This is a genomic window from Paraburkholderia sp. RAU2J, assembly GCF_003634845.1.
Taxonomy (GTDB): Bacteria; Pseudomonadota; Gammaproteobacteria; order Burkholderiales; family Burkholderiaceae; genus Paraburkholderia; species Paraburkholderia fynbosensis.
Map to the genome: position 1 here is coordinate 1,435,957 of NZ_RBXG01000002.1, position 12,388 is coordinate 1,448,344.

A 12,388-nucleotide genomic window follows, 5' to 3' on the forward strand; every position below is an offset into this window, starting at 1 on the left:
CGAGGGGCGTCGACGCGTGCCGAAAGCGCCTCGCGAAGCAGCCGTGGTGCTCGCGCGAGGCGCCCGGAAGTACGATAACCGCTGGCGCGGGGTTAGGCCTCGCGCAGTTCGACGCGCTTGATGTCCTTGACGATCACGAGGTAGCTGAACACCGTGAGCAGCGCGTTCGCACCGACGAACACCAGCGCGCCGTTGAACGAGCCGGTGCGCGCGACGAGGTAGCCGATCACGATCGGCGTGACGATGCCCGCAACGTTGCCGAACATGTTGAAGATCGCGCCCGACAGGCCGAGCGCTTCCTTCGGCGAGGTATCGGCGACCACCGCCCAGCCGAGCGCGCCGATGCCTTTGCCGAAGAACGCGAGCGACATCAGCGCGACCACGATCCAGTCGGTCGACACATAGTTGCAGCCGATGATGCTCACCGACAGCAGCATGCCGCCGACGATGGGCACCTTGCGCGCCACCGTCAGCGAGTGGCCGCGCCGGATCAAGCCGTCCGACAGCACGCCGCCGAGCACGCCACCCGAGAAGCCGCAGATCGCCGGCAGCGACGCCACGAGTCCCGCGTGCAGGATCGTCATGCCGCGCGCCTGCACGAGGTAGATCGGAAACCAGGTCAGGAAGAAGTACGTCAGCACGTTGATGCAGTACTGCGCCAGATAGACGCCGAGCAGCATGCGGGTGCCGAGCAGTTGACGCACGAGTGACCAGCCGCCGGTATGTTCGATCCTGTCGGCGCGCGTTGTTTTCTTGTGCCCGGTCACGACACCGCCGCCTTGCTGGATGTACTCCAATTCGGCGCGCGACACGCGCGGGTGGTCCGCGGGGTTCTTCATCACCTTCAGCCAGGTGAGGGCGAGCGCGAGCCCGAGCGCACCCATCACGACATAAACGGCCTGCCAGCCGAACGCGTGGGTGAGCCACGCCATCAGCGGCGTGAACACCACCGCGGCGAAGTATTGCGCCGCGTTGAAAATGGCCGAGGCAGTGCCGCGTTCGTTGGTCGGGAACCAGCTGGCCACCACTTTCGCGTTGGCCGGGAACGCCGGCGATTCCGCCGCGCCCATCGCGAAACGCAGCGCGAACAGCGCGACGACAGCGGCGCCCGCGCTGCCGAGCAGACCGATCGAACTTTGCAGCAGGGTGAAGAGCGACCACAGGAAGATGCTCGCCGCGTACACGCGCCGTGCGCCGAAGCGGTCCAGCAGCCAGCCGGCCGGCAGTTGCGAGAGCACGTACGCCCAACTGAACGCGGAGAAAATGTAGCCCATGCGGATCGCGTCGAAGCCGAACTCGGTGCGCATCGCGGAGCCGGTCACCGAGAGCGTCGCGCGGTCTGCGTAATTGAGCGTGGTGATCAGAAAGATCAGCAGCAGGATCGCATAGCGCACTTTGGTACGCGTGGTGGCGTCGGCGGGATTCGCCGTGCGGCTCATCTCCATGGTCATCTCCTGAATTTTTTGCAGGGGAGCAGGGCTCCCTGGGGGTTTGGTGTAACCAGCCGTCGTGATGCCGGCCAATCGGTCCGGCTACGGAAGGCCGGGCGGCACGGGTACGCCTGAGGTGTCGCGCGAAGCCGGTGCCGTGGTGCCGCGGTACAAAAACGCCCGGCGACGTTGCCGTCCCGGGCGCTCGTGGTTAAAAGCCGTTCACGCGGCCGTGTCCACACGGCCGCCGGATCTCTATTCCACTGTTACGCCAACTGCATTACTGCGGTCCGAGCTTCTTGATCAGCGCGTCGAGTTGCGCCATTTCTTCTTCGGTCAGGTCGGTCAGCGGTGCGCGGACCGGGCCTGCGTCGTGGCCGACCAGCTTCGCGCCAGCCTTGACGATGCTGACCGCGTAGCCTGCGCGACGGTTGCGGATCTTCAGGTACGGCAGGAAGAATTCGTCGATCAGCTTGCCGACCGTTGCGTGGTCGTCAGCGGCGATCGCGCGGTAGAAGTCCATCGCGGTCTTCGGAATGAAGTTGAACACCGCCGACGAGTACACCGGCACGCCGAGCGCCTTGTAGGCCGCGGCGTAGACTTCAGCGGTCGGCAGGCCGCCGAGGTACGAGAAGCGCTCGCCCAGACGGCGGCGAATCGTCACCATGTTTTCGATCTCGCCCACGCCGTCCTTGAAGCCGATCAGGTTCGGGCAGCGTTCCGCCAGGCCTTCGAGCATGTCGGCGTTGAGCTTCGAGTTCGCACGGTTGTAAATGATCACGCCCATGTTCGGCACGGCCTTGCAGACTTCTTCCGCGTGCGCCGCGATGCCTTCCTGGCAAGCTTCCGTCAGGTAATGCGGCATCAGCAGAATGCCGTTCGCGCCATGGCGCTCGGCTTCCTTCGCGTAGTCGATCGCGACGCGCGTCGGGCCACCGGCACCGGCCAGGATCGGTACCTTGCCTTTGCAGACTTCGGCTGCGGTGCGCACCACGTTCGAGTAGTCCTTATGCGTCAGCGAGAAGAATTCGCCCGTGCCGCCGGCGACGAACAGTGCCGATGCGCCGTACGGCGCGAGCCATTCGAGGCGTTCTGCGTACGTGTCGGCGCGGAATTCGCCTTGTGCGTCAAAGTCGGTAACGGGGAAGGAGAGAAGGCCTTCCGAAACGATCTGCTTGAGTTCCTGCGGTGTCGTCATGATGAATATCCAGGTGCCAGTTTTGAGTCGATGGGTAGTCGTTCAGTCGAAATGGAGATTTCTTATACGTCATCGTACAACAAGAAAACGGGTAACTCAACGGGGTTTTCACGGCATAATGCACGCTATAGGGTAAATACGGAACGTCCACGCAAACTTTCATGTTGTAGGATGACGTATGAATAGCTGGCGTAGCAGGCGATCGTGCCAAAAGCGCCATAAGGATCGATGCAATGGAACAATCTCCGCTCTACATTCGCGTTCACCCCAACGACAATGTCGCGATCGTCGTCAACGACGGCGGCCTGGGTGAGGGCGCCGTTTTCCCCGATGGGCTGACGCTGCGCGAGCGCGTGCCGCAAGGGCACAAGGTCGCGCTCGCCGATCTGGCCGAGGGCGACGAGGTCATACGCTATAACGTGGTGATCGGCTACGCGCTCAAGGCACTGCCCAAGGGCAGCTGGATCAACGAACACGTGATCCGCATGCCGAGCCCGCCGGGACTCGAAGATTTGCCGATCGCCACGATCAAGGCGCCGGAGATGCCGGCGCTCGAGGGCTATACGTTCGAGGGCTACCGCAACGCGGACGGCTCGGTCGGCTCGCGCAACATCCTCGCGATCACGACTACCGTGCAATGCGTGGCCGATGTGGTCCAGCATGCGGTCACGCGCATCAAGGCCGAACTGCTGCCGAACTACCCAAATGTCGACGACGTGGTGAGCCTCGGCCACACCTACGGCTGCGGCGTTGCGATCGACGCGCCCGATGCGATGGTGCCGATCCGCACCGTGCGCAACATCGCGCTGAACCCGAATTTCGGCGGCGAGGTGATGATGGTCAGCCTCGGCTGCGAGAAGCTGCAGCCCGAGCGCCTGATGCCGCCCGGCACGATTCCGATCGCGGCGGCTGCGAATGTCGCCGAAGTCGCGGACATCGGCGATGTCGAAGCTGAAGCGAATGGCGACGTGGTGGTGTTGCAGGACGAATCGCACGTCGGCTTCCAGTCGATGATCGACTCGATCATGCGCATGGCCGACGGTCATCTGAAGCGCCTGAACAACCGCCGCCGCGAAACCTGCCCCGCCTCCGATCTCGTGATCGGCGTGCAATGCGGCGGCAGCGACGCGTTCTCCGGCCTGACGGCGAACCCGGCCGTAGGCTTCGCGACCGACCTGCTGGTGCGGGCCGGCGCGACCGTGATGTTCTCCGAAGTCACCGAAGTGCGCGACGGCGTCGATCAGTTGACGGCGCGCGCGGCCAACGCGGACGTCGCCGCGGCGATCATCCGCGAAATGCAGTGGTATGACGATTACCTCAAACGCGGCGGCGCGGACCGCAGCGCCAACACCACGCCCGGCAACAAGAAGGGCGGCCTGTCGAACATCGTCGAAAAGGCGATGGGCTCGATCATCAAGTCGGGCAACTCGGCGATCTCCGGCGTGTTGTCGCCCGGCGAGAAGGTTCGTCAGAAAGGGCTGATCTACGCCGCCACACCCGCGAGCGATTTCATCTGCGGCACGCTGCAGGTCGCCGCGGGCATCAACCTGCACGTCTTCACCACCGGCCGCGGCACCCCGTACAGCCTCGCGGAAGTGCCCGTGATCAAGGTCGCGACGCGCTCGGACCTCGCGCGCCGCTGGCATGACCTGATGGACGTCAACGCCGGCACGATCGCGACCGGCGCGGCGACGATCGAAGATGTGGGCTGGGAACTGTTCCGCCTGATGCTCGACGTCGCCAGCGGGCGCAAAGAGACCTGCGCCGAAAAGCTCAAGCTGCACAACGCGTTGACGCTGTTCAACCCGGCGCCGGTGACCTGATTTCCGGCGGCGCGGCGTGTTTGCGCCTCCAGGCTGACCCGATCGCAATCCCATCAACAGAAAGACATGACCGACTCGAACCTTGACCGCTCCCCGGCACAGAAACCTTTCCACCGTCTGCTCCTGACGGGCGCCGCCGGCAACCTCGGCAAGCAATTGCGCGGCGCGCTCGCCGCGTGGGCCGACGTCGTGCGCGTGTCCGACATCGCGCCGCTCGGCGAAGTGGCGGACCATGAAGAAGCGTCCGTCGTCGACCTCGCCGACGCAGCAGCGGTGCACGCGCTGCTCGAAGGCGTGGACGCGGTGGTCCATCTCGGCGGCATTTCCGTCGAAGCGCCGTTCGAAGATCTGCTCGAAGCCAATATCCGCGGTCTGTACAACCTGTACTCGGCGGCGCAGAAGCAGGGCCTGAAGCGCATCATCTATGCGAGCTCGAACCATGCGGTGGGCTTCCATCCGGTGACCTCGGTGGTCGATACCGACGCGCCGCTGCGCCCCGACACCCTGTACGGCGTGACCAAGTGCTTCGGCGAATCGCTGTCGCGCTACTACTTCGACCGCTTCGGTCTGGAGACGGTGTGTCTGCGGATCGGCTCGTCGTTCGAGCAGCCGCGCAACCCGCGCATGCTCGTCACGTATCTGAGCTATCGCGACTTCATCGAACTGGTGCGCTGCTCGCTGTTCACGAACCGCGTCGGCCACGCGGTCATCTATGGTGTGTCGGACAACCGCATCTCGTGGGTGGACAACAAGAAGGCCGCGTTCCTCGGCTTCCGTGCGCAGGACAGCTCGGCGCAATTCGAGCATCTGTTCCCGGCCAGCGCCCCGGACACGCAGTTCGACGATCCGACCCAGCGCTTCCAGGGCGGCCCGTTCGTGCTGGCGGGCCCGATGGAGCCGAAACGGTGAGCGTCACGATGAATGCGCCCGTCGAGCGGCTCGACGCGGCAGGGCGCGCCTCGGTGGGCGAAAGCCCGGTGTGGCGCGCGGCGGAGCAGGCGCTTTACTGGGTGGACATCCCGGCGCAGAAGATCGTGCGGCTGCAGGTCGATTCGGGCCGGCGCGCCGAATGGCTGTTGCCTGAGAAGGTCGCCTGTATCGCATTCGACCGTCGCGGCACGGTGCTGGCCGGCTGCGAGACGGGGCTCTTCGCGGTGACGTTGCCCGAGGCGGCGCAGGCTTGCGGCAGCGAACCGGTCGCGGCATCGGTGCGCAAGCTCGCCGCGCCGGAATTCGGCGCCGACGGCATGCGCTTTAACGACGGCCGTTGCGACCGCCAGGGCCGCTTCTGGTCCGGCACGATGGTGATGGACATGGCGGCGGCCAATCCGGCCGGCGCGCTGTATCGGTTCGACGTGAACGGGGTGCTGTCCGCGCCGGTCGTCGATTCGCTGATCACGCAGAACGGCCTCGGCTGGTCGCCGGACGGCAAGACCATGTATCTGTCCGACTCGCATCCGCTGCACCGGCTGATCTGGGCGTTTGATTACGACATCGAGTCGGGCGAGCCGCGCAACCGGCGCGTGTTCGCCGATCTGCATCACCATGCGGGCCGCCCCGACGGCGCGGCGGTGGATGCAGACGGCTGCTACTGGATCTGCGCGAACGACGCGGGGCTGCTGCTGCGCTTCACGCCGGAGGGTAAGCTCGACCGTCAGGTGCCCGTGCCGCCGACCAAGCCAGCCATGTGCGCGTTCGGCGGCAGCAAGCTGGACACGCTATTCGTGACCTCGATTCATCCGGGAGCCGGCGCGAGCGAGCACGACGGTCATGTGTTCGCCGTGCGTCCCGGCGTCACCGGGCTGCCCGAGCCTGAATTTGCGGGCGAACTGTAAGCTGAACCTGCGCGAAAACTGGCGCCGGCACGCGATTCTGCCCGGCGTCAGTCATCCAACTTCCCTCTGATCATCACTCGTCGTACAACAATGTGGCGTAGAGACCACGGTTCGGCGCGGATTTCTGAACAAAAAGCCGGGCGTCCCAGCGCCCGTCCTTCCCTCCCCATTTCTCCTCTCGCTAGCACGGCCTCTCGCCCGGGGCCCCAGTAGGTCATCCGTACCGAGCCTGTCAATGCTGCGGGTAAATACCGTCTGTACAACTCAAAACGTGTTTTATAGACTTCGTATGTCGTCGTACAACGTATAAGCCCAAACAGATTCCTTTCTTGAATATTGGGATAGCAAGGGGATGGCAAGGCGGTTCCGTACACGTTTCCGCACACGTGAGTCGCGCCGAAGTAATCGAAGTAAAAGAAGCAAGTTGTCTGACAGGAGTGCTGGGTATCTGTGCCGGGGATGTTGCGCAGACCAGTACGGCAACCCGCTCGCTACCCGCAAGGGGCGGTGAGTGTCGAGCCAGGAGACGCAGCAAACCATGTCGCATCCGCAATCGATTGGATGGTCTATTTTTCAAGGAATGTCACGATGAACAAGAAGTTTGTCTCTTCCCGTGTGTCGATGATCGTCGCAGCCGCGGCGCTGGCGTTCAGCGCCGCGTCGGCAGAAGCGCGCACGTTCCGCGTTTCAGACGTGCATGGCGATACGTACCCGACCAACATGGCCGTGAAGTACATGGGCGAGGAAATCAGCAAGGCGACCGGCGGCAAGGATTCCGTGAAGGTCTTCGGCAACAGCGCGCTGGGTTCCGAAAACGACACGATCGATCAGGTGCGCATCGGCGCGCTCGACATGGCGCGCGCCAACGGTGCCGCGTTCAACGAAATCGTTCCTGAATCGATGATCCCGTCGCTGCCGTTCCTGTTCCGCGACATCGACCATTTCCGCAAAGTGATGTACGGCCCGGAAGGCCAGAAGATTCTCGACGCCTTCTCGGCGAAGGGCATGATCGCGCTGACGTTCTACGAGAGCGGCGCGCGTTCGATCTACACGAAGAAGGCGATCCATTCGCCGGCCGACATGAAGGGCCTGAAGGTGCGCGTGCAGCCGTCCGATCTGATGGTCGACGAAATCCGCGCGATGGGCGGCACGCCCACGCCGATGCCGTTCGCCGAGGTGTACACGGGCCTGAAGACGGGTCTGGTGGATGCCGCGGAAAACAACATCCCGTCGTACGAAGAAACCAAGCACTTCGAAGTCGCGCCGGTGTTTTCCGAAACCCAGCATTCGATGACGCCGGAAGTGCTCGTGTTCTCGAAGAAGGTCTGGGACACGCTGACGCCGCAACAACAGCAGATCATCAAGAAGGCCGCGGCTGATTCGGTGCCTTACTACCAGAAGCTGTGGACCGCGCGCGAAGCCGATGCGAGCAAGACGGTCACCAAGGGTGGCGCGACGATCGTCGCTTCGTCGCAGGTCGACCGTGCGGCTTTCGTGAAGGCCATGCAGCCGGTGTGGGCGAAGTATGAAAAGACCCCGCAGATGAAGCAGCTCGTCGACGAGATCCAGGCAATCAAATAAGGTTCGCGTGCCGGTCGGGCGGCGATAGCGGCGGAAACAGCTTGCAGGAAGTTCTGCGGGCTTTTCCGCCGCGCGCGGCGTGCTGAGCCGGCGCAATCGAACACAGATGCAAATATTAAAGACAGATCTGTCGTGAGCAAGGACGGGGTCAATGAGTTTCTTGAAACGCCCAAATGATTTTCTCTTTCGCGTGCTGACTGTCGTGGCCTCGGCAAGTCTGGCCGCGCTGTGTCTGCTGGTGATTTATAGCGTCGTGATGCGCTATGTCTTTAGCGACGCACCCGATTTCGTCGAGCCCATCGCGCTGCTGCTGGTAATCGTGATCGCCATGTTCGGCGCCGCGCTCAAGGTGCGCGAACGCGGCCATATCGGCCTCGACTCATTGGTCAACAAGTTGTCGGAGAAAGGCCGCACGATTGCAACGGGGATTCAGCATGTTTGCCTGATCGCGTTTGCCGTCGCGGTTTTCTTCGGTTGTCTGGAGATGGCGATCACCACGAGGGAAGACCGGATTCCGATTCTCGGTTTGCCAGAAGCACTGCGGTACTGCATTCCGGTCGTTGCCAGCATCTGCATCGCACTGTTCTCGTTCGAGCATCTGCTGGCTCTCTTCGAAAAGAAACACAAATAGAACAATCATGGAACTCGCCCTTCTTTCGATCAGTTTTCTCGTCTTCCTCTTTCTTGGGGTTCCTGTGTCGTTCGCGTTGGGACTCTCGTGCGTCCTGACGTATCTGTATGAGGGGCTGCCGGCGGCCACCGCCATGCAGTCGATGATCTCGGGCATGAACGCGTTCTCGTTCCTCGCGGTCCCGTTCTTCATCTTCTCCGGCGAGTTGATGTTGCACGGTGGCATCGCGGACCGGATCCTGCGGTTCGCGCAGGCCACGGTGGGGCATTTCCGCGGCGGCCTGGGCATGGCCAACGTGGTCGCGTGCACGCTGTTCGGCGGCGTGTCGGGTTCGCCGACGGCGGACACGTCCGCCATGGGCGGCGTGGTGATCCCGCTGATGAAGCGCGAAGGCTACAGCGCGGCGTATGCGGTCAACGTCACGACGCACTCGTCGCTGGCAGGCGCGCTGATGCCCACCTCGACCAATATGATCATCTACGCGTTCGCGGCGCAGGGCATTACCGGCACCTTGAACGGCGTGAAGATGAGCGGCGTGTCGATCGGCGATCTGCTGTTCTCCGGGTTGCTGCCGGTGTTGTGGGTGATGGGCCTCGTGCTGATCGCCGCGTACTGGCAAGCGGTCAAGTTCGGCTATCCGCGCCGTCCCGACGGCTCGACCGGCGTGCAGCGCTTCCCGGGCTGGATGGCGGTGGCGCGTACGTTCATCGGCGCGGTGCCGGGTCTGATGGTCATTGCGATCATTCTGTTCTGCGTGGCGCGCGGCATCGCCACCGCGACGGAAGCGGCGGCGATTGCCGTGGCGTACTCGCTGATCCTGACGCTCGTCGTGTACCGCACGATGACGCTGAGCAAGCTGGGTCATGCACTGTCGAAAGCGGCCAAGACGACGGGCGTGGTGCTGCTGCTGATCGGCGTGTCGAACATGCTGCGGTTCCAGATGGCCTTCCTGGAGATTCCGGACGCGATCGAACGCATGCTCGACGGCGCGACGACGCTGCCCTGGCTGATGTTGCTGTACATCAACGTGATCCAGGTTTTTCTCGGCACGTTCGTCGACATGGCGGCGCACATCCTGATCACGACGCCGCTGTTCCTGCCGATGGCGATGCACAACGGCGTGGGACCCGTGCAGTTCGGCATCATGATTCTGCTGAACTGCGCATTGGGTCTCGTGCACCCGCCGATCGGTTCGGTGCAATTCATTGGGTGTGCAATTGGCAATGTGTCGATCGGGGAAACCACTAAGGTGGCGTGGCCGTATTACCTGGCTATCTTCAGCGCGATCAACATCGTGACGTATGTGCCGTGGTTCTCGACGTGGTTGCCAAGTCTGATTAACGGACACCCGGTGTTCTGATTCAAAAAACGTATAAACCCACACTCAGCGGCGCTCGCACAAGGCCGCAAAAAAATAGAATTTTTAACAGGAGTAGAAATGAAAAAGGCACTGGTTGGTTCGGCCATCGGGTTGGTCGCCCTCGGCGCGCATGCACAAAGCAACGTGACGCTGTACGGTATCGTCGATACGGGTATCGGCTATCAGAACAGCTCGACGACGCTGAGCCCGACATCAGGCGCAGCCTCCGCGCGACCGTCCCCGGGCGGCCACTCGCAAGTCAAGATGATCAACGGCATCTGGGCTGGCAGCCGTTTCGGCCTGAAGGGCGCGGAAGATCTGGGTGGCGGTACGAAGGCGATTTTCCAGTTGGAGCAAGGCTTTAACAGCGCAACCGGCGCACAAAGCGTGTCGGGTCTGGCGTTCAACCGTCAGGCATGGGTGGGCGTGACGAATGGCACGTTCGGTACGCTGACGGCTGGTCGCCAGTACACGTCGTACTACACGCTGCTGTCGCCGTACAGCCCGACCACGTGGCTGACCGGTGCATACGGCGCACACCCGGGCGATATCGACTCGCTGGATACGGTGTATCGCGTCAACAACTCGCTGGTCTATACGTCGCCGAGCATGCGCGGCCTGACGGTCAGCGGTTCGTACTCGCTGGGCGGCACGCCGGGCAGCTTCAGCGCCGGTCAGACCTGGAGCGCGGCGGTCCAGTACCTGAACGGGCCGTTCGGTATCGCTGCAGGTATCCAGCGTATCGACAACGGGGCGTCGAGCGGCGGCCTCTGGGGTGCTAACTCCACGACGATCAACTCCAGCTCCAGCCCGGCGGCGCCGGCCAACTCGGCTATCAACAACGGCTTCCAGACGGCAGCCAAGCAGCAGCGTATTGCAGTGACGGGCGGCTGGGCGTTCAACTCGCAGTGGGACGTTTCGTTCGCTTACTCGAACGTTCAATACGCTGCGGGTACGAACTCGTTCTTCCACGACACGCAAATCTGGAATACGGGCGGCGCAGTGTTGCACTGGAAGCCGATCACGGCGCTGGACCTGGCCGCTGGCTATAGCTACACCCGTGCGACGTCGTCGAATGGCATTTCGAACACGGCTAGCTACAACCAGTTCAACCTGTCGCAGTACTACAGCCTGTCCAAGCGTACCGGCCTGTATGCGCTGGAAGCGTATCAGCGTGCTAACGGCCAGACGCTTGCAGGCAACGGCCGCACGATCATCGACGCAACGGCAAGCATCGGCGACGGTCAGAACCCTTCGCCGTCGTCGTCGCGCAGCCAGGTTGCCGTCGGCATGGGCATCATCCACAAGTTCTGATCGGGTGGTAGTGGCGGCGTTTTTCAGGCCGCCACGGCAACGCGTTGAAGAAACGCGTTGTTGAACAACAACAGTTACGCGCGCAATGCGCGTAACTTTTCGGCGGTGCGGGGCCTTTTCGGCCTCGCGCGCGTTGGTCCCGCCAGCGCGTTCGGCCGCAAGAACGTCTCTAATGCCGCTATTCGGCGTCTGCCCACAAACGTCCCCCGGTTGCCCAGTTTTCGCGCTTCACGTCGGTGAGGATGATGTCCACCGAATTCGGTTCGACGCCGAGCGAGTCGCAAGTCGCTTTGGTGATCGCTTCGACAAACTGGCGTTTCTGTTCCAGCGAGCGGCCTTCGAAGAGTTCGATGTGAAACGTGGGCATGGCATGACTCCGTTGAGCAATGAGATTGAGATGAGCGTGGCGCGGTTTCAGTCGCGATAGCTGCGATCGAGCCGGTCGAGTTTGCGCAGCAGCGCAGGCCATTCGAGCGCGCCTTCGATTGCGCCGCCGTCATACAGTTGTGCCGCCGTGCGTGCGGCGAGCGCGTCGTCCGGGATGACGAGCGCCGTGCCGCAGGCCTGCGCCTGCAGTTGAATCTCACAGGCCTTCAGCAGCGTGGCCATCAGCACGTAGGCTTCGGCGACCGTGCGTCCGGCCGTCAGTGTGCCGTGATTGCGCAGCAGCATGGCGGGCTTGTCGGCGAGATTCGCGACGAGACGCTCGCCTTCGGCCGGTGTGAACGCGAGGCCTTCGTAGTCGTGGTACGCGAGCTGGCCGTAAAACCGCAGCGCGTGTTGCGAGGCGGGCAGCAGGCCGGCCGGTTGCGCGGAAACCGCGACTCCCGCCGTGTTGTGCAGATGCATGACGCAGAACGCGTCGGCGCGCGCCGCGTGGACGGCGGCGTGCAGCGCGAAGCCGGTTGCGTTCACGGCGTATTCGCTGGTGCCCACGATGTTGCCGGCAATATCGATCTTCACGAGGTTCGACGCGCGCACTTCGTCGAACGCGAGACCGAACGGGTTGATCAGGAAGTGGCCGGGTTCGTCCGGCACGCTCGCCGAGATATGCGTGTAGATCAGATCGTCCCAGCCGTTGAGTGCCGCGAGGCGATAGGCGGCGGCCAGGTCGATGCGGGTCTGGCGTTCCGCGTCGGAAAGCGGGCCGGAGTCGGCCACGTGGCCGGTCGGGGTGTGGGTGAACGACATGACTGTCTCCTGAGGTTGCCTCGTG

General features: G+C 63.2%; 11 protein-coding genes. 7 read left to right on the forward strand and 4 right to left on the reverse strand.

Annotated features, from left to right (window positions below):
* Nucleotides 1-92: 92 nt before the first annotated feature.
* Both B0G69_RS23945 and kdgD read right to left on the reverse strand, forming a co-directional pair.
* Entirely contained in the window at nt 93-1,469 is a 1,377-nt protein-coding gene (locus tag B0G69_RS23945; RefSeq protein WP_347232530.1) for an MFS transporter, read from the reverse strand.
* Nucleotides 1,470-1,710: 241 nt separating this feature from the next.
* The gene (gene kdgD / locus B0G69_RS23950; RefSeq protein WP_121321624.1) at nt 1,711-2,628 is read right to left on the reverse strand and encodes a 5-dehydro-4-deoxyglucarate dehydratase; all 918 of its coding nucleotides are present in this window, start codon (nt 2,626-2,628) and stop codon (nt 1,711-1,713) included.
* Nucleotides 2,629-2,861: 233 nt separating this feature from the next.
* On the opposite strand from kdgD, the gene garD reads away from it, so the two are divergent.
* The 7 genes from garD to B0G69_RS23985 all read left to right on the forward strand — a co-directional run bounded on the left by garD (nt 2,862) and on the right by B0G69_RS23985 (nt 11,172).
* Entirely contained in the window at nt 2,862-4,451 is a 1,590-nt protein-coding gene (garD, locus tag B0G69_RS23955; RefSeq protein ID WP_121321626.1) for a galactarate dehydratase, read from the forward strand.
* Between the two features lie 66 nt (nt 4,452-4,517).
* Nucleotides 4,518-5,360 carry an NAD(P)-dependent oxidoreductase gene (locus B0G69_RS23960; RefSeq protein ID WP_121321628.1) on the forward strand — a complete coding sequence of 281 codons (843 nt, stop codon included), beginning with the start codon at nt 4,518-4,520 and terminating at the stop codon, nt 5,358-5,360.
* Nucleotides 5,361-5,368: 8 nt separating this feature from the next.
* Nucleotides 5,369-6,286 carry an SMP-30/gluconolactonase/LRE family protein gene (locus B0G69_RS23965; protein WP_121323850.1) on the forward strand — a complete coding sequence of 306 codons (918 nt, stop codon included), beginning with the start codon at nt 5,369-5,371 and terminating at the stop codon, nt 6,284-6,286.
* A gap of 588 nt (nt 6,287-6,874) precedes the next feature.
* A complete protein-coding gene (locus tag B0G69_RS23970) occupies nt 6,875-7,867 on the forward strand; it encodes a TRAP transporter substrate-binding protein (RefSeq protein ID WP_121321630.1) in 993 nt (330 codons plus the stop codon).
* A gap of 151 nt (nt 7,868-8,018) precedes the next feature.
* Nucleotides 8,019-8,498, forward strand: coding sequence for a TRAP transporter small permease (locus B0G69_RS23975; RefSeq protein ID WP_121321632.1), 480 nt, complete (start codon nt 8,019-8,021; stop codon nt 8,496-8,498).
* 7 nt (nt 8,499-8,505) lie between these two features.
* Nucleotides 8,506-9,858: a TRAP transporter large permease gene (locus tag B0G69_RS23980; RefSeq protein WP_121321634.1), complete on the forward strand. Its 1,353-nt coding sequence runs from the start codon at nt 8,506-8,508 to the stop codon at nt 9,856-9,858.
* Nucleotides 9,859-9,936: 78 nt separating this feature from the next.
* A complete protein-coding gene (locus B0G69_RS23985; RefSeq protein ID WP_121321636.1) occupies nt 9,937-11,172 on the forward strand; it encodes a porin in 1,236 nt (411 codons plus the stop codon).
* A 178-nt stretch (nt 11,173-11,350) separates the two neighbouring features.
* Here the strand turns inward: B0G69_RS23985 and B0G69_RS42805 are convergent, their stop codons facing one another.
* Both B0G69_RS42805 and B0G69_RS23995 read right to left on the reverse strand, forming a co-directional pair.
* Entirely contained in the window at nt 11,351-11,641 is a 291-nt protein-coding gene (locus B0G69_RS42805) for a 4-oxalocrotonate tautomerase (RefSeq protein WP_277873560.1), read from the reverse strand.
* Entirely contained in the window at nt 11,587-12,363 is a 777-nt protein-coding gene (locus B0G69_RS23995) for a class II aldolase/adducin family protein (RefSeq protein WP_121321640.1), read from the reverse strand. The genes B0G69_RS42805 and B0G69_RS23995 overlap by 55 nt, the downstream gene beginning before the upstream one ends.
* Nucleotides 12,364-12,388: the final 25 nt, after the last annotated feature.